The 18932-nt window shown below is 68.8% G+C and carries 17 protein-coding genes and 4 pseudogenes; 14 read left to right on the forward strand and 7 right to left on the reverse strand.

Annotation, left to right across the window (positions count from 1 at the left end; all coding sequences use genetic code 11):
- The first annotated feature begins 350 nt into the window (after positions 1-350).
- Together ABZT06_RS07280 and ABZT06_RS07285 are read left to right on the forward strand one after the other, a co-directional pair.
- Positions 351-725 carry a cupin domain-containing protein gene (locus tag ABZT06_RS07280; protein WP_355737032.1) on the forward strand — a complete coding sequence of 125 codons (375 nt, stop codon included), beginning with the start codon at positions 351-353 and terminating at the stop codon, positions 723-725.
- Positions 726-777: 52 nt separating this feature from the next.
- Entirely contained in the window at positions 778-3609 is a 2832-nt protein-coding gene (locus tag ABZT06_RS07285; RefSeq protein ID WP_355736176.1) for an AAA family ATPase, read from the forward strand.
- Here ABZT06_RS07285 and ABZT06_RS07290 read toward each other — a convergent pair.
- On the reverse strand, positions 3606-6362 hold the full coding sequence (locus ABZT06_RS07290) for an AAA family ATPase (protein WP_355736179.1): 2757 nt from the start codon (positions 6360-6362) through the stop codon (positions 3606-3608). The genes ABZT06_RS07285 and ABZT06_RS07290 overlap by 4 nt on opposite strands.
- A 293-nt stretch (positions 6363-6655) precedes the next feature.
- On the opposite strand from ABZT06_RS07290, the gene ABZT06_RS07295 reads away from it, so the two are divergent.
- The 3 genes from ABZT06_RS07295 (at position 6656) to ABZT06_RS07305 (ending at position 9173) form a co-directional block, all read left to right on the forward strand.
- Entirely contained in the window at positions 6656-7066 is a 411-nt protein-coding gene (locus ABZT06_RS07295) for an SsgA family sporulation/cell division regulator (RefSeq protein ID WP_355736182.1), read from the forward strand.
- Between the two features lie 374 nt (positions 7067-7440).
- Complete coding sequence (locus ABZT06_RS07300) at positions 7441-8796, forward strand: NAD(P)/FAD-dependent oxidoreductase (RefSeq protein WP_355736185.1); 1356 nt, start codon at positions 7441-7443, stop codon at positions 8794-8796.
- 35 nt (positions 8797-8831) lie between these two features.
- Positions 8832-9173: a hypothetical protein gene (locus tag ABZT06_RS07305; RefSeq protein WP_355736187.1), complete on the forward strand. Its 342-nt coding sequence runs from the start codon at positions 8832-8834 to the stop codon at positions 9171-9173.
- Between the two features lie 10 nt (positions 9174-9183).
- Here the strand turns inward: ABZT06_RS07305 and ABZT06_RS07310 are convergent, their stop codons facing one another.
- The gene (locus tag ABZT06_RS07310; protein ID WP_355736189.1) at positions 9184-9603 is read right to left on the reverse strand and encodes a hypothetical protein; all 420 of its coding nucleotides are present in this window, start codon (positions 9601-9603) and stop codon (positions 9184-9186) included.
- A 157-nt stretch (positions 9604-9760) separates the two neighbouring features.
- Here ABZT06_RS07310 and ABZT06_RS07315 point away from each other — a divergent pair.
- Both ABZT06_RS07315 and ABZT06_RS07320 read left to right on the forward strand, forming a co-directional pair.
- Positions 9761-9862: pseudogene (locus tag ABZT06_RS07315) on the forward strand (sigma factor); the annotation flags it as partial.
- A gap of 434 nt (positions 9863-10296) precedes the next feature.
- Positions 10297-10560 (forward strand): hypothetical protein, encoded by a 264-nt coding sequence (locus tag ABZT06_RS07320; protein ID WP_355736192.1) that lies wholly within the window; start codon positions 10297-10299, stop codon positions 10558-10560.
- Positions 10561-10765: 205 nt separating this feature from the next.
- Here ABZT06_RS07320 and ABZT06_RS07325 read toward each other — a convergent pair whose 3' ends face one another.
- The 3 genes and pseudogenes from ABZT06_RS07325 to ABZT06_RS07335 form a co-directional block, all read right to left on the reverse strand.
- Positions 10766-10939: a hypothetical protein gene (locus tag ABZT06_RS07325; RefSeq protein WP_355736195.1), complete on the reverse strand. Its 174-nt coding sequence runs from the start codon at positions 10937-10939 to the stop codon at positions 10766-10768.
- A 122-nt stretch (positions 10940-11061) separates the two neighbouring features.
- Positions 11062-11808 carry an SDR family oxidoreductase gene (locus tag ABZT06_RS07330; RefSeq protein ID WP_355736197.1) on the reverse strand — a complete coding sequence of 249 codons (747 nt, stop codon included), beginning with the start codon at positions 11806-11808 and terminating at the stop codon, positions 11062-11064.
- Between the two features lie 74 nt (positions 11809-11882).
- A pseudogene (locus ABZT06_RS07335) lies at positions 11883-12618 on the reverse strand (FAD-binding protein); the annotation flags it as partial.
- Between ABZT06_RS07335 and ABZT06_RS07340 the strand changes: the two are divergent.
- Positions 12559-12927, forward strand: coding sequence for a transposase (locus tag ABZT06_RS07340; RefSeq protein WP_355736200.1), 369 nt, complete (start codon positions 12559-12561; stop codon positions 12925-12927). The pseudogene ABZT06_RS07335 and the gene ABZT06_RS07340 sit on opposite strands and share 60 nt — an antisense overlap.
- Here ABZT06_RS07340 and ABZT06_RS07345 read toward each other — a convergent pair.
- The gene (locus tag ABZT06_RS07345; RefSeq protein WP_355736202.1) at positions 12882-13409 is read right to left on the reverse strand and encodes a hypothetical protein; all 528 of its coding nucleotides are present in this window, start codon (positions 13407-13409) and stop codon (positions 12882-12884) included. The genes ABZT06_RS07340 and ABZT06_RS07345 overlap by 46 nt on opposite strands.
- Positions 13410-13831: 422 nt before the next feature.
- On the opposite strand from ABZT06_RS07345, the pseudogene ABZT06_RS07350 reads away from it, so the two are divergent.
- From ABZT06_RS07350 to ABZT06_RS07375, 6 genes and pseudogenes are all read left to right on the forward strand, one after another.
- A pseudogene (locus tag ABZT06_RS07350) lies at positions 13832-14461 on the forward strand (sigma-70 family RNA polymerase sigma factor); the annotation flags it as partial.
- 206 nt (positions 14462-14667) lie between these two features.
- A complete protein-coding gene (locus ABZT06_RS07355) occupies positions 14668-16368 on the forward strand; it encodes an FAD-binding protein (RefSeq protein ID WP_355737035.1) in 1701 nt (566 codons plus the stop codon).
- Between the two features lie 82 nt (positions 16369-16450).
- Positions 16451-17050: a YceI family protein gene (locus tag ABZT06_RS07360; RefSeq protein WP_355736205.1), complete on the forward strand. Its 600-nt coding sequence runs from the start codon at positions 16451-16453 to the stop codon at positions 17048-17050.
- 67 nt (positions 17051-17117) lie between these two features.
- Positions 17118-17315 (forward strand): annotated as a pseudogene (locus ABZT06_RS07365) (low temperature requirement protein A); the annotation flags it as partial.
- A 51-nt stretch (positions 17316-17366) separates the two neighbouring features.
- The gene (locus tag ABZT06_RS07370) at positions 17367-17801 is read left to right on the forward strand and encodes a cupin domain-containing protein (RefSeq protein WP_355737041.1); all 435 of its coding nucleotides are present in this window, start codon (positions 17367-17369) and stop codon (positions 17799-17801) included.
- A gap of 238 nt (positions 17802-18039) precedes the next feature.
- Complete coding sequence (locus tag ABZT06_RS07375; protein WP_355736207.1) at positions 18040-18258, forward strand: hypothetical protein; 219 nt, start codon at positions 18040-18042, stop codon at positions 18256-18258.
- 219 nt (positions 18259-18477) lie between these two features.
- On the opposite strand, the gene ABZT06_RS07380 is transcribed toward ABZT06_RS07375, so the two are convergent.
- Positions 18478-18906 carry a VOC family protein gene (locus tag ABZT06_RS07380; RefSeq protein WP_355737044.1) on the reverse strand — a complete coding sequence of 143 codons (429 nt, stop codon included), beginning with the start codon at positions 18904-18906 and terminating at the stop codon, positions 18478-18480.
- Positions 18907-18932 lie beyond the last annotated feature (26 nt).

Raw genomic sequence — 18932 nt, forward strand, 5'->3', positions numbered from 1 at the left:
CGGCTGACGGGTCCGTGAGACATGCTGTGGCTCCTGACGTTGTGATGTCGTGTGAAGGAGGGGGGTCGGCTCGTCACCAGCCGGAACAACGGGCATGGCGGGTTCGGCACCCTGGAGGCGGCGGTTCGCCGCCGGTTCGTCTACCAGCTCAGCTTCCGTGCTCGGGTGGCGAGTTGCATGAGTCATTCGACTGTGTCCAGCCGTAGTCGCTCGCTGTGTCACATATCGGTGCCCTGCGTTGTCTTCTAAGCGAACCAAGTCGGATCTAGCGGAGGTATGACACGGTGTTGGACAAGACATCCATGAGCGGACTCGACGAGCACGGGAGCCAGGACGGGACCGGGCCCAGGATGCTGGCAGACGTCAAGCCGCCCTTCGTGCCGGAGGGTGCTTCGGCGATGACCGTGGTGGTCGAGTGGCCTCCGGGACACCCCGGGACGCCGCCGCACCGACACTCGGGGCCGTGCTTCGGCTACGTCACCGAAGGCGCCGTCCGGTGGGAACTCGAGGGCGAGCCCGAGCGGGTGATCAAGGCCGGTGAGACTTTCTGGGAGCCGGGCGGTGACGTGATCCACTACCAGAACGGCAACGCCCTGGCGGATACGCCGGCCAAGTACGTCGTCATCATGCTGTGCGCGCCCGGCCAGCCGATGCTCACCCTGGTCGAAGAGGAAGAGCTGTCGAAACGGGCCCACCTGCGAGCCCCGCGGCCTTCCCAGGACTGACCACGCCCCGGGGGACGAGAGTCCGCCACGTCAGATCTCGAAGGGGGACGCTGTGGCTGGTCATGGATCGGCGCCGCGCAGCACGACCGAGGGGCTGGTAGGACGCGACCGGGAACTGGAGCTGCTTCGGTCGTACGTCGACCAGGTGCTCGAGCGCGGTGGGGTGCTGGTGCTGTCCGGGGAACCGGGTGTCGGCAAGTCCGTGCTTCTTGATGCCGCGGCAACGGCGGCGACGGCGGCCGGTGCCCTGGTCCTGCGTTCCGACGGGGTCGAGTTCCTCGCGGATCTGAGCTTCGCCGGACTGAACCACGTACTCGAACCCCTGCTGCACGAGTGCGACGGGCTCGACCCGGTGCACCGGGAAGCCCTGACCGTGGCGCTGGGCGCGAGTGACGGCGCCCCGGTGAATCGGCTGGTCCTCTACGGGGCCGTACTGGCACTGCTCCGCCGGGCAGCGAGCAGCCGTCCCGTTCTGCTGGTCATCGACGACCTGCAATGGATCGACCGGGCGAGCGCCGCGGCGCTCGCGTTCGTCGCCCGGCGGCTGACCGGGAGCCGAGTGGGCCTTCTCGCGGCCTCGCGGCCGGGGTTCGAGAGTTTCTTCGAACGCGCGGGGCTTCCCGAACACACTGTGTCCCCACTGGACGACAGGGCGGCAGCCGCCCTGGTCGGCACCCACTTCCCGCTGCTCACCGGGCGGGAGCTGCGTCGGGTCCTCGCGCAGGCGCGGGGCAACCCACTGGCACTGCTGGAGCTGCCGGCCGCGCTCGACGACTCGCGAGGCAGCGCGGGAGTGCTGCTGTCCGAGGTACTCCCGCTCAGCCGTCGGCTGCGGGACCTGTATGGCTCCCGGGTCGCGGAGATGCCGGCCCCCACCCGCCGCCTGCTGCTCCTGGCCGCGCTGGAGGGCGGCGGGGACCTGTCGGTCCTGCGGGCCGCCGCCCCCGGCGAGGACGTACTGGCCCTTCTCGCTCCCGCGGAGCGGGCGCAGTTGCTGCGGATCGAACACCGAGGTCTGGGGCGGCTGTCCTTCCACCATCCGCTGATCCGCGCGACCGTCGTGTCGGGCTCGACCAGCGGTCAGCGCCTGGACGCCCACCTGGCTCTGGCCGAAGCGCTCACCAGTAAGCCCGATCGCCGGGCCTGGCACCTGGCCGAGGCCACACCCGATCCTGACGAGCAGGTCGCCGCGCTCCTGGAGGACACCGCACACCGGGTCCGCCGGCGCGGGGACGCCGTCGGCGCCTTCAACGCGCTGGTGCGGTCCGCCGACCTCACTCCCGGCCCCGCGAACCGCGCCAGACGGCTGGCCGAAGCCGCCTTCGTGGGCGCGGACGTGGCCGGAGAGCTGCGTACCGCGGCCGAACTGCTCGTGGAGGCCCGACGTGCCGACCCGGAACTCCGGGGATCGTTGCGGGCGGCGGCCGCGGCCGCCCAGGTGCTGCTCAACCGCGACGGTGATGTCAACACCGCGCACCGGCTGCTGGTCGGCGCGATCATGACCCGCGACGGCAGGTCCGACGGCGACGACGAGGCGCTCTTCGAGGCGCTGTGCACCCTGCGCAGGGTGTGTCTGTGCGCGGGCAGACCCGAGCTCTGGAACGCGTACCAGGCCGCCATGTCGCAGCTGACCGTGCCGATGCCTCCCCTTCAGGAACTGCTCGGCGACGTCTACGCCGACCCGGCACGCTCCTCCCCGACAGGCCTCGGCCTTCTCGATGCGGTCATCCACGACCTGCACCGGCAGACCGACCCGAGCCGGATCGAACGGATCGCGATGGCGGCACTGTTCGTGGACCGGGCGACAGGGTGCCGTGCGGCGCTCTGGCCCGTCGTCGAGAACGGGCGCGAAGGCGGCGCGGTCACGTCGGCGCTCATCGCGCTGGTGGTGCTGTGCCTGGACGACTTCACGACGGGTCGGTGGGACGAGTGCGGCCGTCTCGCCGCGGAGGGGCTGGCGCTGAGCGAGGCCCACGGCTATCAGATGCTGGCCCAGCAGTTCCACCGGGCCCAGGGCCTGCTGGCCGCGGCGCGGGGCGACGACGGCACGGTGCGGGGGCTGGCACAGAGGATCACGGAGTGGGCGGTACCCCGCGGTGCGTGGACCGTCGAGCACTTCGCACGGCACATGACGGCACTGGCCGCCCTGGGTCGTGGTGACCACGAGGACGCCTTCCTCGACGCCTCGGCGATCAGCCCTTCAGGCGTGCTGGCCCCGCATGCCCCGCTGGCTCTGTGGGTTGCCATGGACCTCGTGGAAGCCGCGGTGCGCAGCGGACGCCGAGCCGAGGCACTCGCCCATGTCGCCGCGATGCGGGAGACGGGCCTGCCCGGAATCTCCGGCCGCCTGGCACTGGTCACCGCCGGTTCGGCCGCGCTCGCCGCCCCCGAGGACCGGGCGCCCGACGCCTTCGAGGAAGCGCTCGCCGTTCCCGGTGCCGAGCGCTGGCCCTTCGACCTCGCCCGCGTCCGCCTGGCCTACGGGCAGCACCTGCGTAGCGCACGGGCCGCCCAGGACGCCCGGACGCACCTCGCCGCCGCCCTCCAGACCTTCCGCCGTCTCGGGGCCGCCCCCTGGGTCGCGCGGGCGGCCGAAGAGCTGCGGGCCACCGGTCGTACCGCCACCTGGGGGGCCCATCAGCACCTGGGGGCCGAGCCGCTCACGGAGCAGGAACACCAGATCGCCGCACTCGCCGCGACCGGGCTGAGCAACAAACAGATCGGCGAACGTCTCTTCTTCTCCCACCGAACCGTGGCGGCCCACCTGCACCGGATCTTCCGGAAGCTCGGCATCACCTCGCGTGTCACCCTCGGTGAGGCCCTGGCCGCGCTCCCGCCTCAGCAGTCCCGGGCGGAGCGGTCTGCCACCTCTTCGCAGGCCTAGAAGGCGTTGCTTCCTGCAAGGGACGCGAGCGCGTCCCTCAGCGCCGCACGTGAGGCGATTCCAAGTTTCGGGAACAAGCGGTAGAGGTGCGACCCAACGGTTCGGGGCGAGAGGTGGAGACGTTCGCCGATCTGCTTGTTGGTCAACCCGGAAGCGGCGAGTACGGCGATCTCCTGCTCCTGCGCGGTGAGGGACACGGAACCGTGCTTCGCTCCGGTGCGGGACCGGCGGGTGGCGCGGAGTTCGCCCGTCGCCCGGTCGGCCCACGGCCGGGCGCCCAGGTGCTCGAACACCTCGGCCGCCGAGTCCAGCTGGGCTCGGGCCTCCGTGACGAAGCGCATGCGCCTCAGACGCTCCCCGTAGGCCAGCCGGATCCGCGCCAGATCGAAGGGCCAGTCCTGCGCTCCCGGGACGTCCAGCGCCTGCTCGAAGCACCCGACCGCGCCGTCATCGGGTGCCGCCAGCGCAACCGAGCCCGCCACCAACAGCGCCAGCCGCGGGGAGAGAGCCGCGATACCGGCTTCCCGCATCGCACGCACGTGTGCCTCCGCCTCAGCGGTGCGCCGGGTGTGCACCGCCGCTTCCACCAGGTCCATGCAGACCCACAGCGCGTACGGAGCGTGGGGCGCGAGTCGGCCCCCAGGGCTGATCGCCACGGCGTGCCGGTACGCGCATTCGTAGTCGCCGGCACCGAGTTCGGCCAGGACTCGCGCATGGTCGGCGAAGGCCGCCGCCGCCAGAACTCCACGAGGCACGGCCCACTGCGTGATTCGGTCGGCCGTACTCCTGCTCTCTTCGAAATGCCCGTGGACGGCGGCGAGCAGGGCCTGGTGGTACTCGAAATACCAGGAGAAGAACGGGTATTGGCGCTCCTCGCAGAGCCTCAGGCCCTCGGCGGACAGCGTTTCGGCCTCCTCCCACCGGCCGGCCGGGAAATCCTGCAGGCACAGGTGCATGAGCGCGTCGATGTACCGGCGCACGTGGCCGCCCCGGCGTCCCCGACGGACCGCTTCCCAAGAGACGCCCCGCAGTTCCGTGAGCCGGTCGAGGCGGACGGGGGCCATGCCGTGACGGCCGACCGAGCCGGTGCCGGCAGGTTCCCTCCACGTCCTGCCGCAGACGGAGAGCGCAGGCCCTGCAGTCGGCTTCAGACGGTCGAGGGCCGCGTGGAAGGGTTCCCACAGGGCATCGCGACCACCGGCCCAGCACACCAGCTGCAGGATGCGCAGTGCCTCGATGAGAAGGTCGTCCTCGGCGTCGTATCCATGGCTGCCGGTCTCGATGGCCTCCACCAGGAGACGGTGGGCCATGTCGATGTCGCCGTCACCACCGTTGAGCAGGAGGAGAGCCGCCGTGGCGGCGCTCAGCGGAGACCCGGTGAGCCCCGGGTCCGCGCGCCGGCCGCGGTCGAGGAGTTCCGACGCCGCGCGCAACTCACCGGTTGCGTCGGCACCGAGGTACGCGGCCCGGGTCAGTCGGCGTCCTCGGTCCACGGCACGGGGGCTCAGCTCGGCGGCCCTGGTGAACGTGGCGACCGCCTCTGCAGCGTCACCTCGCGTGGCGGCACGATGCCCGGCCTCCTCCAGCAGGGCGGCGACACGCTCGTCGGGAACGAGCGTTGCCCGTCCCAGGTGCCAGGCCCGCCGCTCAGGCGTCTCCGCGCGGATCTCGGCCAGGGTCTTGTGGGCCTGGCATCGCTCGGTCAGGGTGCTGGTCTCGACGACCGCGGCCCTCGTCAGCGGATGCCGGAAGACGAACCGTCGGTTCGTGTCGTCGAAGGCGATCAGACGGTCCGACTCCACCCCTGACAGCGCCGTAAGAGCCTTCGGGTCGTCCGATCCGGCACGGAGGACTCCCGGATCTCCGGTGTCGTCGAGGGCGAGCAGCAGAAGAAGTCGGCGCGACTCGGCCGGAAGGCGGGCCACGCGCGAAGCGAGGCGGATCCGAAGACGTGAGGAGAGGGGCAGTACGTCGTGCAGATCGGCCGGCGCGCCGCATTGCGGGCCGCTCAGCGCGGCGGGCAGCTCCACGAGCGCCAGCGGGTTGCCCTGCGCCTGCGCCAGGACGCGGTCCCGCGCCGGTCCGGCCAGCCCCGGAAAGCGGACTCCGAGCAGTTCCACGGCCGCGTCGCGATCCAGCGGCGGCAGCTCGTACTCGGTGAGCCCGGCTCGGTCGAAGAAGGTCTCGTCTCCCGATCTGCAGGCGGCGAGGAATCCGATACGGCTGCCCGCCGACCGACGGGCGACGAAGCCCAGCACCTCCGAACTGGCCCGGTCGAAACAGCCGAGGTCGTCCACGACGATGAACACAGGGCGTTCGGTTGCCACTCGGCGCAGCAGGAAGATCACCGAGTGGGAGACGTGAAGACTGTCGGGTACCGGATCGCCCCCGTAGCCCAACGCACTGCGCAGAACCCTCCGGTGGGTGTCCTCCAAGCGCTCGATCCGGTCGTTCAGCGGCAACAGCAACTGGTGAAGGCCGGAGTAGGCGAGCTCAGACTCGAACCGGACGCCGACGGCCGACAGCACCCGGGCACCCGACCCGGACATGACCTTGGCGACCTCCCCGAGCAGGGCGCTCTTGCCCACGCCCGGCTCCCCGGAGAGCAGCAGGGCAGGGCCCGCGGCCGAGCCCTGCCCGATCAGCGCCGTGATCTCCCTGAGTTGCCGCGCACGCCCCACCACCTCAGAGGACTGACTGGCGTCCGCGGCAGGGGTCTTGGGCAACCGTTCGACGCGCGAGCCGAGTGACATGGGGACTCCGTACGTTTGCGCCGTCCCTCCCGCTGTGGGGCGGGAAGGCTTGGGCTCACCGTGCACCGGTCGGCGAGGACAAACATCAGTCACGTGACTGCGAAGCGACTTGCGGGTCATTTGACTGATGGTGCGAGCACACGAGGGCCTCGCAGAATCGTGATGTCCCTGAATCACATGAGCGGCGCTGGACGCATCACACCGTGTGCCCTCCGAATCTCCCGTGATCCCAAGATCTACCGAGCGGTGATGTGATGAGAGAACCCGACAGTTGTACGCCGGTGGTGTGCCGGATGCTTGTCCGTCTGGTCGTCGCCGAAGGAGTTGACCGGCCGGTGATGCTTGATCTGTCCTACGACAGAGCCGATCCCTACGCGGTGTCCCTGACGTTCCACATGTGCGCAGACACGACCGTGTGCTGGGTGATCGGTCGCGATCTCCTCCTGGACGGGCTGGTGAAGCTCACCGGCGTCGGTGACGTCCAGGTCTGGCCCTGCCGGGACCCGGGGGCGGACCGTGTACACATCGCACTGTGCCCGTGTCCGAAGCAGGAGGCGGTCGTGGTGACCGCCTCGGCGCGAGCCCTCGGGAGCTTTCTACAGCGAACCCTCGCGGTGGTGCCCCCCGGTACCGAGGAGTGCCACCTGGACATGGACGGAGCCGTCCACCAGCTCCTGAGCGGCCCCGGTGAGTCACTTCGATAAGGGCCATCCGAGCCGGACGGACCGACGCCGTACAGGGACGAGCGTCCCCGGCGCACAGGCACCCCGCCCATCTCGAGGTGCGGCAGGAGCGCGCCGAGGACGTCCAGTTGCGGATCGCCGACTGGATCACCCGGTTCACCGGATCGATGTGGTTCGTCCACATCCACATGGCGGCACAACACGCCGCTCACGGAACTCGTCCACCGGCTCGCCGTCGAGATCCACAAAGCGGTGAACGCCGAGGCCGCGGGTGAAACGGACACAGGCGAGAACGCCGAGCAGGTACACACCGCCACGGCCTGAGCCGTCGTCGCATGTCACACCGGCCCGGCCTGAGCGGTCTACATGGTGACGGACAAGAAGCAGAGGAAGTCATGCGAGAGATTCTGATTGTCGGCGGCGGATACGCGGGCTTCTACACCGCCTGGGGTCTGCAGAAGAAGCTGCGTTCGAGCGAGGCGCGGGTCACGGTCGTCGACCCGCGCCCGTACATGACCTATCAGCCCTTCCTGCCCGAGGTGGCGGCCGGTTCGGTGGAGGCACGTCACGCCGTCGTGTCACTGCGGCGGCACCTGCGGGGCACCCGGCTGATCTCTGGCACCGTGACCGGGATCAGCAACGCGGACCGTACGGTGACCGTCCGCCCGGTGCGCGGCGACGCCTACGAGCTTCGGTATGACATCCTCGTGGTCACCGCCGGCGCGGTGACCCGCACCTTCCCCATTCCCGGACTCGCGCAGCAGGCCATCGGCCTCAAGCACGTGGAGGAGGCCGTGGCGATCCGTGACCGGCTGATGACCGCGTTCGACCAGGCCGCGTCGCTGCCGCCAGGCCCCGAGCGGCAAAAGCTGCTCACCGTCACGTTCGTGGGAGGCGGGTTCTCCGGCGTCGAGGGCTTCGGTGAACTGCTGTCACTGGCGACCGCGATGCTCAGGTCCTATCCGGAACTGAGCATCGACGACCTGTCCTTCAACCTGGTCGAGGCCCGGGGCCGCATCCTGCCCGAGGTGAGCGACCGGCCGGGTGCCTGGGTGGTACGCCACCTGGAACGCCGCGGCGCACATGTCCATCTCAACACGCAACTGCTGTCCGCCGAGGACGGCCACGTCGTCCTCTCCGACGGAGCGGAGTACGACTCCGAGCTGATCGTCTGGGCCGCCGGCAACGCCGCGAACCCGGTCGTGCACAACCACACGGACCTGCCCCTCGACGAGCGCGGTCTGCTGCTGGCCCGCGCCGATCTACGCGTGGGCACGGACGCCGAGCCCGTGCCGAACGTGTGGGCCGCCGGCGACGACGCGTCCATCCCCGACCTGGCCTCGCCGGTGCCGGGCGCGCGCACGGTGCCGAACGCCCAGCACGCCGTGCGACAGGGCAGACGTCTCGCCAGGAACCTCGTGGCCGACCTGCGCGGTCGGCGAGTCCGGAACTACCGGCACGGCAGCCTGGGCGTGGTGGCGACGCTGGGGCTGGGGCGGGGCATCTTCCAGTACAGGGGCATCGTCATCAGGGGATTCCCGGCGTGGCTGATGCACCGGGGTTATCACGTGCTCGCGGTGCCCAGCTGGGAACGCAAGATCCGCGTTCTGGCGGTCTGGCTCACCGCGGCCCTGACAGGCCGGGATCTCGTGTCTCTCGCCTCCGTCCAGCGTCCGCGGGACGCCTTCGTCACGGGTGGGCAGCCGCAGGACCCGAGCGTCGGCCGTGCGAAGGAAGGCAGCGCACCATGACCATGTGGGGTTCTCGTTTTCATTGGGGGTACGCCGTGTCCGCACGCGAAGAGGCCGCCCGCGGCCTGCCCGACATCGAGGCCTTCTTGTACCGGGAGGCTCACAGGGGAGCGACGTACCGCCGCGTGGCGGCATTCACCGCGCGCGTGGAGGGGCTCACCCCCGAGCAGAAGCGGGACATCGAGCAGTGGTACGTCGACGAGCAGAAACAGGTAGCCCGCATGGTGACCGATCACATCGCCGAACGCGTCGGCGCGATGGAGGCGCAGCACCACGTCAGGATCCGGCAATGGCTGCGGGGAACACTCACCGGAATGGTGCTGATCACCCTGACGATCATCGCCTGCGTCGTAGTGATCCTTGGCTCGTCGCGGTGACCGCCGAGCGCTAGGAACGCCCGGTGCGATACAGGCCCCGGCCGGCCCGCTCAATGCGGGAGGAGGCGACGAGGCGATCGAGTGTGCTGCGGACCGCGTTGATGCTTCCGCTGTCGTCGTCACGGCCGAGCGCCGCCGCGACCTCACGGGCTCGCACCTCCGCGTCACCGACCTCGGCGAAGTACGCCACGATCTGCTCGGTGAGCTTGCCGTACTGCTGGCCGTGCGCGTCCACCTGGTCAGCGGCGCGCGGAGCGACCAGCGCGCTCTCAAGAGCGCCGAGGGCCCGCTGTACGGAGCCGAGATGTGCCACGATCGCCACCAACTCCCTTTCCAGCGCCTGCTTCTGGAAATGCAGCCGGGCCATTTCCTCCTGGAGCCCCTCGGCGGTGACCTCGATGCTGTGTGCCATACGGCTCGCGGAGACCATGAGTTCTCCCCTCCTCAACCCTTGTCGACATCATATGCAGTGGTTCGAGTGTCAGGCAGGTCATCTCAGTGTCTCGAACAGTGGGATTTTGCAGACCCGTGAAAAAGCATCGTCCGTTTCTGTCACACGTTCCCGTCGGTGGCGGTCCCTGCAGCGGATGGACCGTAGCAACGGAGGCGGGCAGCTCTTCGGGATTGACTACCGCATACTCGGCAGCACGGTCGAGGCCGAGGACGTGGTCCAGGAGGTATGGCTGCGCTGCGTCGGAAAGCCCACGTCGGTCACGTCCGCCAGGGCCCTGTGCACCTCGCGCAGGTCGTCCGGGCCTGCCGCACGATAGGCCGCCGAACGCACCAGCGGGTGACGGAAGCGCGCCCTGGCGCCGAGGGTGATCAATCCCGCCGCCTCGGCGTCCGCCGCGGCCGCGTCCACGGCGATTCCCAGCCGCTCGGCTGCACGCCTGAGCAGCGTCACGTCGCCGACCCGCTCGGCAGCGGCGAGGAACAGCAGGCGCTGCGTCTCGGCTGGCAGCGCCTGGACGCGGCGGAGGAAGTCCTGCTCCAGCCGGTTCGACATAGGCCCCGGTGCGCCCGAAGTCGCCGGTCAGGTCCAAGCGCGTGGGGCAGTTCGAGCAGGGCGAATGGGTTGCCGCGGGTCTCAGCGACGATGCGATCACGCACCCCCCGGTCGAGCATGCCGGTGACGACCGAGGCGAGAAGTTTTCGGGAGTCCTCCGCGAACAACCCGGTCACGGGCACCTCCCTGCATCTCAGCGTCGTCGACACGAGGCAGCAGGTTGCCCGCGCCCAGTGGCGTCTCAACGGGGACCGCCGCAGGCAGCAGGTCGACTGCGTCGCGCGCCGGCGTCTTGTTCAGGCGTTCCCCTCGGCGGCCCAGACGGGTGACCTCGGGCACCTGGTGAGGGTGCTGTCGAGTGATGCGGGCGGTCGGCGGTGACCGCTGCGGCAGGTGTCAGCGGGCCTCCGGGCGGGCGGAGTGTCGTCGACGCAGACGTGCCCGGGCCGGGTGACGGCGTACCGGACCTCGTCGGCGATTTTCCTCGGGCTCAGCCTCTCGCGGCCGATCCAGGCTCGACGTGGACGACGCGTACCCCACGCGCCGTCGCCTCCTGCCGCAACGCCTCTTGGCCCGGACGAGGAGGTCAGGGGCAAGGCGTATGCCGGTTCAGAGCGGTTGAAATGACGATCATGCGCTCGCCGAGGGCCGCGAGTTCCTGGCGCAGTTCCGTGACCCGGTCACGAAGCTCGGCGGCTTCGGCGGTCAGCGACTCGAATGTGGCAGCGAGGTCGACGCGGTCCTCATGGATCAGGGACATCGTGGGTGGCTCCATGACTTTGCGTTCGAGCAGCGCGAGCCGCCCTCCCGGAGGAATGAAGTCGGCCCGTTGGCGAAGGACATCGGTGGCCCTCTCCTTTCGGTGAGGGCCAACTCGAGAAATTACTTCTGCCGTGACAGCCAGTCGGCGAATCGGGTCTCCGCGATGTGCGCGTCCGGGCCGGGCAGGAGGGTGTTCTCCTGCAGCGGGGCGCCCCAGTACGTCGCCTGCGGATCCGTGACGATCTTGCGGGGGTCGTTCTGGGCGGTCAGTCCCATGCGGATGAACTCCTCCAGCTGGAACGCCTCGGGACCGGCGACCTCCACCACTCCTCCCACCGGTGCGCCGACCGCGGTGCGGGCGACGGCCACGGCCACGTCGTCGGAGACGATGGGCTGGATCTTGGCGTCGGGGAGGTGCACGGTGTCACCCTCGGTGACACCGTCGGCGAGTCCCTTCGCGAACTCGAAGAACTGGGTGGCGTGGACGATGGAGTAGGGGTTGCCGGACGCCTTGATCAGGTCTTCCTGGACCTGCTTGGCGCGGAAGTACCCGCTCCCCTGGAGCCGGTCGGTGCCGACCACCGACAGCGCCACGTGATGCGCCACGCCGGCCTGGGTCTCCGCCTTCAGCAGATTGGTCGTCGAGGTGCGGAAGAACTCCATGACGGCCTCGTCTTCGAACGAGGGCGAGTTCGACACGTCGACCACCACCGACGCACCCTGCAGGACCTCGGCAAGGCCCTCACCCGTCAGCGTGTTGACGCCGGTGTTGGGGGACGCCGCGACCGCCTCGTGCCCGTGCTCGCCAAGCCCGGCAACCACCTTCGAGCCGATGAGCCCGGTCCCACCGATCACTACGACCTTCATGACGGAATTCCTTTCGATTTTCCCTGATGCCTCTACCAGTAGAGACCGGCCACCGGTTCTGTTTGTGACACCTCTTATTCGACGAGTTTGCCCGTGGTCGAGACTTCCTCCATCAGGGCGGAAATCTCTTCGGGGACGGCCGGAACGCTCTCGCGGGTGACGCCGGTCGTCGAGGACCACACGAGGTTGACCTGCAGAGCAGGATCCATGTCGGGACAGTCGCTGCGGTTGTGACAGCCACGCGTCTCCCGGCGCTCCAGTGCCGCTTCGAGGGTGGCCGGGCCGCCAGCGCGGCGGACTTGAGGTCGAAAGCGTGCGCGAGGTCCTGATAGCCGGCGATTCCGGGCGGATGCCTACATACTGCATCCTCTTCTCGATCGCCGCGAGTTCCGCCAGTCCCTCACGCAGGCCGTCTCCATCGCGGACGACGCCCGCGTGCTCGGTCATGGTGTTGCGGATGGCGCGCTGCAGAGCACGAACGTTCTCCGGCCCGTCGGCGGCGAGGAGATCGTCGATCTCCTCCCGGGCCTCCGCGATGGCCGACGCCGACCACGGCTGCGCGGTCAGGGACTCCGAATAGGCGGCGCCGCCCGGCCGGTGAGGCGGCCGAGGACAAGCAGTTCGATGAGGCTGTTGCCGCCGAGACGGTTGGCGCCGCGCAGGCCGCTCGACGCCTCGCCGATGGCGTACAGGCCGCGGACGTCCGTGCTGTGGTCCTCCGGGCGCATCCACCGCCCCGCCCGTCGAGTAGTGCGCGGCGGGCGCGATCTCGATCGGTTCGCGGGTGGTGTCGAGCATCTGCAGGTCCAGGTACACCGGCCGGACAAGGTAAGGGCTGACGAGGCCTACGGCTCCCGCGCGAACCGCGCCCACCTGCGCAGACGCGGGATCCGATGCACCGTCCCAGAGAAGACCGACCAGGTCCGCAACCGCAGGCAACTCAGTTCCCGCGGTGGGCGTCCACCGAAGTTCGACAAGGATGAGTACAAGGAGCGTCACGCGGTGGAGTGCGGGATCAACCGGCTGAACCGTCACAGGTCCGTAGCCACGAGGTACGACAAGCCGGCGGTCCGCTACGAAGCGACCGTGCCCGTCGCAGCGATCAACGAGTGGCTATGACGCAACGTCTCAGCAGCCCTGTCCGCCCTGCACGATCCGCCCTTTGGGGTTCCGTAGTACCAATAGCGCTCAGCTGGAGCTGGGGAGAGCGTGCCGGCTGCCGGATCGACCAGAGCCTGCGCCAGCTCAACAAGCGGAGCAGCAGCGATGTGTTCTGCACCGCGCAGGAATCTGGTCGCACTCTCCTCCAAATCGGGCCAGGTCGAAACTTTCTCCCGGCTCACGCCGCCGCGGGGCTCGATCCGGCGTGCCGCCTCCAGAATGCAACTCAGGAGTACCTCCCGCTGCTCGACAGCGAAGTCGTCAAGCAGGACAGCGGAACTGCTGCCCCCCAAGGCCTGGGTGCGGAGCCCCTGCTCCAACTCCGGCCAACCCGAGGGCCACAGATCCGCCGGCATCCCCGCACCAACGCGCGCCGCCTCGATAAAGAGAACCCCGAGCGCCACGTCATAGGCCCAGAACACCGCTTCACCGGAGATCACTGGCACAGTCCTGCTCAACCGAACTCCCCCAGCCGACGCTTCCAGCCCTGATCATGGCTGATCGGCTCAGACACTTGTCCCGGTTGGCTCATCACGACTTCGCGCCGCGACCCGCACTTTCGCAACAGGGCCTCAGAGTATCGCCACAGTGTGACCACTCTGTCGAAGATGACAGTGTGATGCTCGCCGGAGGCAACGACCATGGCAGACCTGTAACGGAATGAGGGTGCGCACGGTCGAAGAGAAGACGCGATCGACCTGGTGCCCGCCTTGTGGTGACACCGGACACTGTGGCGGCCGGCCCACCCCTGTGCGTGCACCAAAGCACCGTGTCCAGGCGCCTACGGGCGGACCGTCACACGGTGAACCAACGAGTGCGCCATCGACATCACGGGTCCTGAGAGGAACGGAGACAGAGGATCATGCATCTTGACAGGCCCTCCACTACGAGCACGATGGACGAGGCCGTTTCTGTCTTCGTGGAGCTCCGTCCGCGTCTTTTCGGTATCGCGTACCGCTTGCTGGGAAGCGCGGTGGAGTCCGAGGACGTGGTCCAGGAGGTGTGGCTGCGCTGGCAGAGGACAGACCGTTCGGCGGTGGTGAGTCCCGTCGCGTTCCTGTCCAAGGCAACGACCCGGCTGGCCATCAACGTGGCCCAGTCCGCCCGTGTGCGGCGTGAGACCTACATCGGTCCGTGGCTACCCGAGCCCATAGACACGAGCAACGACCCGGAGGTGGGCGCGCAGCGGGCAGAGGCCCTCGAACTGGCTCTGCTCCTCGTGCTGGGCAAACTCAATCCCACCGAGCGGGCCGCCTACGTGCTGCGTGAGGCATTCGACTACACCTACGCCGACATCGCGGAGATGCTCGGGTTCACGGTCGTCAACGTGCGCAAAATCGTGAGCCGGGCCCGCAAGCACCTGTCGGCAGACCACCAGGAGACCGTGGACGCGGTCGAGCACCGGCAGCTTCTCAGCACCTTCGTCTCGGCGGCGCGTACCGGGGACATCGCGTCCCTGGAGGCTCTTCTGACACCGGACGCCGTCTCTCTGCCCTGCTGACGATGACCAACGAGGCGTCGCTCAGCCTCCTGCTTCCCCAACGCGCGCTCACCGTCCTCACACGCATGAGTAACCGCGTGTCAAGCGCTGAGGCTGCGCTCACGGTGTCACAAACCACCGCCGGACCCGGTCCTAGTCAGTGACCACCCGGAGCGATGGGAGCAATCGTGGCTATCACCGAACAACGTCTTTCCACCATGGTGCTGGTGATCGGTACCGGCGGGGCCGGCCTCAGGGCGTCGATCGAGCTGGCCGAGGCCGGTGTCGATGTCATGGCCGTCGGCAAACGCCCCAAAGAGGACACCCACACATCCCTGGCTGCCGGTGGGATCAACGCGGCCCTGGCCACGATGGACCCCGAGGACAGCTGGCAGCAGCACGCCGCCGACACCCTCAAGGAGAGCTACCTGCTCGGCGATCCCCGCACCGCCGAGATCGTCACCCGGGGCGCCGCCCTGGGCATCGACGACCTGGAGCGCTACGGCATGGCCTTCGCCAGGGAGGAGGACGGCCGTATCTCGCAGCGCTTCTTCGGCGCGCACAAGTTCCGCAGGACCGCCTTCGCCGGCGACTACACGGGCCTGGAGATCCAGCGCACCCTTATCCGGCGCGCGAGCCAGCTGAACATACCCATGCTCGACAGCGTCTACATCACCCGCCTCCTCGTGCACGACGGTGCCGTCTTCGGTGCTTACGGCTTCGACCTCACCAACGGACAGCGTTACCTCATCCACGCCGACGCCGTGATCCTCGCGGCCGGTGGCCACACCCGCATCTGGCGACGCACTTCTTCGCGCCGTGACGAAAACACCGGCGACTCCTTCCGCCTGGCCGTCGAGGCCGGTGCCCGGCTGCGCGACCCCGAGTTGGTCCAGTTCCACCCGTCCGGAATCATCGAGCCGGAGAACGCCGCGGGCACCCTCGTCAGCGAGGCCGCCCGCGGCGAGGGCGGCATCCTGCGCAACGCCCTCGGCGAGCGCTTCATGACCCGCTACGACCCACAGCGCATGGAACTGTCCACCCGCGACCGCGTGGCCCTCGCCTCCTACACCGAGATCAAGGAAGGACGCGGCACTCCCAACGGCGGCGTGTGGCTCGACGTCTCCCACCTACCCCGGCAGACGATCATGAACCGACTTCCCCGGGTCTACCAGACGCTTCTGGACCTCCAGATGCTCGACATCACGCGCGAGCCCATCGAGGTCGCCCCCACGGCGCACTACTCGATGGGCGGTGTCTGGGTCCGTCCCGAGGACCACAGCACGGACGTCCGCGGCCTGTACGCCATCGGCGAGGCGTCGAGCGGCCTGCACGGCGCCAACCGTCTCGGTGGCAACAGTCTCATCGAGCTTCTCGTCTATGGCCGCATCACCGGCCAGGCCGCTGCCACCTACTCCGAGTCACTCACCGCCCAGCCCCGCTCCGCGGCAGCCATCGCTCAGGCCCGTGGCGAGGTCGACGAACTCCTCGCCGCCGACGGACCCGAGAACGTCCGCGCCCTGCAGCGCGCCATCCGCAACACCATGACCGAACACGCGGGCGTCGTCCGCGACGAAGAGGGCCTGCGCACCGGTTTGGCGGAACTGGACACCATCGAGAAGCGTATGGAGAACGTCGGCGTCCACCCCGACATCGCCGGGTTCCAGGACCTCGCGCATGCCTTCGACCTCAAATCGGCCGCCCTGGCGGCCCGCGCCACCCTCGAAGCGGCGCTCGAACGCCGGGAAACCCGCGGCTGCCACAACCGCAGCGACTACCCCGTCATGGATCCCGCCCTCCGCGTCAACCTCGTGTGGTCCCCTACCACGGGAATCACCCACGAAAGCATCCCCTCCATCCCGAAGGAGATCACCTCACTCATGGAGGACGTCTCCACCGACGGAAAGCTCGTCGAGTAACGCACAGCGGGAGACCACGCGGCTTCCCGCCCCAGACGCGCGCGCCTTGTCACCGCAGTAACCGTAGAGAAAGCCATTCACCATGCTCACAGGACGAGAGCGAACCACTTCTCCCGGATCCGGCACTTACGCGGCAGTCACCGGTGCCTACACCATCGATCCGGCCCACACGACGGTCGGATTCTCCGTCCGGCACGCCATGATCTCCAACATTCGCGGCAGGTTCGACCGTTTCGAGGGCCTCCTCCTGCTGGACGGCTCCGACCCCTCCCGGTCGACGGCCTACATGAGTGTCCAGACCGACAGCATCGACACGGGGATCCAGGAACGCGACGCGCATCTGAGAGGACCCGAGTTCTTCGACTCCGCGACGTTTCCCCTGATGGCCTTCCGCTCCACGGAAATCGTCCAGCGCGGCGACGACGAGTTCCGTCTCACCGGCAGCTTGCGCATCAAGGACGTCGAGCTGCCGCTGGACATCGATCTCGTCTTCGGTGGAGCCGCCGACGACGTCGACGGACAGCTCCGGGTCGGCTTCGAGGGCAGGGCCACCCTGCGCCGTTCGGACTGGGGGCTCACCTGGAACACGACTCTGGAGGCAGGAGGCGTGCTCGTCAGTGACAAGGTGACTCTGGCCCTGGACATCTCGGCGGTACGGATCGACCAGGACGCGGCTGCGTGAAGGCGGTGAGGTCGTCGAGGGTGACAGTTCTTAAGTCCTCGCTGCCCTCCGTGCCTGGCACCGGCCGATGCTCGCCCGCCATGCCGGTGAGGAACACCGCACCGCCACCGCGCTGGAGTTGTTCTTCGACCTGTGTTTCGTCGCCGCCGTCGCCCAGGCGGCCTCGTCGTTCGAGCACGAGATCACTTCGGGCCGTCCTGGTCACGGCCTCCTCGGCTATGCACTCGTGTTCTTCGCGATCTGGTGGGCCTGGATGAACTTCACTGGTTCGCCCCCTGTGCGGTCAGCACATCCTTGCGCCCCGAAAGGCATCATCATGCGCAATATGCTGCGTGCAGCAGCTGTCGGTGCAGCGTGCACCGCGCTTTCCCTCACCTCCGGGGTCGCCCAGGCGACTCCCGGAGGTCCCGGCGTGACCGGCAAGGTCCTTGCCCAGAAGACCGTCGTGGACCGGGACTACATCCTCCGAGAGGTCACCATTCCGCCCGGCCAGGGAACGGGCTGGCACTACCACGACGGCACCCTGTACGCATACGTCAAGCAGGGAACGCTGAACCACTTCGATGCCACGTGCGCATCCGACGGCGTCTACGACAAGGGCAGCTCCCTGAAGGAACCGTCGGGCGCGGACCACGTGCACCTGGGCCAGAACCGCGGAACGACGGACGTCGTCCTGGAAGTCCTCTACGTGCTGCCGCACGGCGCCCCGTTCGCCGTGGACGCCCCCAACCCCGGGTGCACGTTCCAGTAACCCAGCGCGCGCCGCACTACGGCCGCGTCCTTCGTAGGGACGCGGCCGATCGCCGGCACCTGTCACAGCTCCTCCCGCTGCCCGGTCAATCGGGTGTCAGCAGCTTGCGGTGGCATCCACCCGAGCCCCGCAGCGAGGAGGAGGCAGCATGGCAGGGACCCAGGTCAGTCGACGCACTCGGGCGATCGCTGTGAGCCCGCCGACAGAGCTCCGGCACGAACCGAGGGAGGACGGGAAGATGCTCCGAGGGACCGACCGGCAAGTCGATCCCGCCGCCGCCACCGCGTCGCTGGCGGCAGAGGCCGCCCTGCTCGAGGGGCGGCTGAGCCAGCTCCGAGAGGCCATCCACACGGTGGACGCACGCATCGAGTCGATCTCGAAGACCCTCCAGAGGCTGCGCCACACGGCGTCCGGGCCCGACGACAACGAGTCTCACTCGGCGACGCACCACCACTGACGGACCGAGCACACAGACGGAGCAATCAGCCCGGGTCGTCGTGGCACGGCAGGCGAGCTGACGGGTCCCCCCGCTTTCGTCCCCGACCGGCGCCCACGAGGGGATGCGCGCCCGGCTGTTCCCGAGCCGAGCTGGATCGCCGGGCACCTGAGCAGGCGCGGGCCGAACCCGCGCCGGCTCGGTCTCCGACAGCCGGCACCAGGAGCAGAACGGCCGGGTTCAGTTCGTTGCCTCCTGAAGCACCCATCCGTTGCCGTCCGGGTCGCTGAATTCCGCATACGAGCAATAGCTGCGACGTTGCGGATCAGGACCGCTGACCCGCCTCTCACCCGTGCAGCGGTGGAACAGCTCGCTCGTGTCGTGGAAGATCCCACCCATCTCCACACCCCTGCCGAGGAGCTCTTCGTGGGCCTTCTCGATGTCGGAAACGACGAGGTGGAGCCCCTGCGCCGAACCGGGCGGGGCAGTGGTGACCCCGACGCCGAAGAGAATCGAGCACGGCGAGCCGGGGGGAGTCATGTGCACCACCCGGTAGGTGTCATCGGTGACGTGATCGGCATCCAGGCGGAACCCCACCGCCTCGTAGAACGCTCTGGCCCGGTCGACGTCGGAGACGGGCAGAACCACAACTTCCAGTTTGAAATCCACTGTCGTCATCACTTTCACGGACGGAG

Source organism: Streptomyces sp. NPDC005483 (genome assembly GCF_040606035.1).
Taxonomy (GTDB): Bacteria; Actinomycetota; Actinomycetes; order Streptomycetales; family Streptomycetaceae; genus Streptomyces.

What these genes read in the sequence shown, in the direction of transcription:
- ABZT06_RS07280 (WP_355737032.1), top strand. Translation starts at nt 351, where the DNA reads ATGCTGGCAGACGTCAAGCCGCCCTTCGTGCCGGAGGGTGCTTCGGCG.
- ABZT06_RS07290 (WP_355736179.1), bottom strand. Translation starts at nt 6,362, where the DNA reads ATGTCACTCGGCTCGCGCGTCGAACGGTTGCCCAAGACCCCTGCCGCG.
- ABZT06_RS07295 (WP_355736182.1), top strand. Translation starts at nt 6,656, where the DNA reads ATGCTTGTCCGTCTGGTCGTCGCCGAAGGAGTTGACCGGCCGGTGATG.
- ABZT06_RS07300 (WP_355736185.1), top strand. Translation starts at nt 7,441, where the DNA reads ATGCGAGAGATTCTGATTGTCGGCGGCGGATACGCGGGCTTCTACACC.
- ABZT06_RS07310 (WP_355736189.1), bottom strand. Translation starts at nt 9,603, where the DNA reads ATGGTCTCCGCGAGCCGTATGGCACACAGCATCGAGGTCACCGCCGAG.
- ABZT06_RS07320 (WP_355736192.1), top strand. Translation starts at nt 10,297, where the DNA reads ATGCCGGTGACGACCGAGGCGAGAAGTTTTCGGGAGTCCTCCGCGAAC.
- ABZT06_RS07325 (WP_355736195.1), bottom strand. Translation starts at nt 10,939, where the DNA reads ATGTCCCTGATCCATGAGGACCGCGTCGACCTCGCTGCCACATTCGAG.
- ABZT06_RS07330 (WP_355736197.1), bottom strand. Translation starts at nt 11,808, where the DNA reads ATGAAGGTCGTAGTGATCGGTGGGACCGGGCTCATCGGCTCGAAGGTG.
- ABZT06_RS07355 (WP_355737035.1), top strand. Translation starts at nt 14,668, where the DNA reads ATGGTGCTGGTGATCGGTACCGGCGGGGCCGGCCTCAGGGCGTCGATC.
- ABZT06_RS07360 (WP_355736205.1), top strand. Translation starts at nt 16,451, where the DNA reads ATGCTCACAGGACGAGAGCGAACCACTTCTCCCGGATCCGGCACTTAC.
- ABZT06_RS07370 (WP_355737041.1), top strand. Translation starts at nt 17,367, where the DNA reads ATGCGCAATATGCTGCGTGCAGCAGCTGTCGGTGCAGCGTGCACCGCG.
- ABZT06_RS07375 (WP_355736207.1), top strand. Translation starts at nt 18,040, where the DNA reads ATGCTCCGAGGGACCGACCGGCAAGTCGATCCCGCCGCCGCCACCGCG.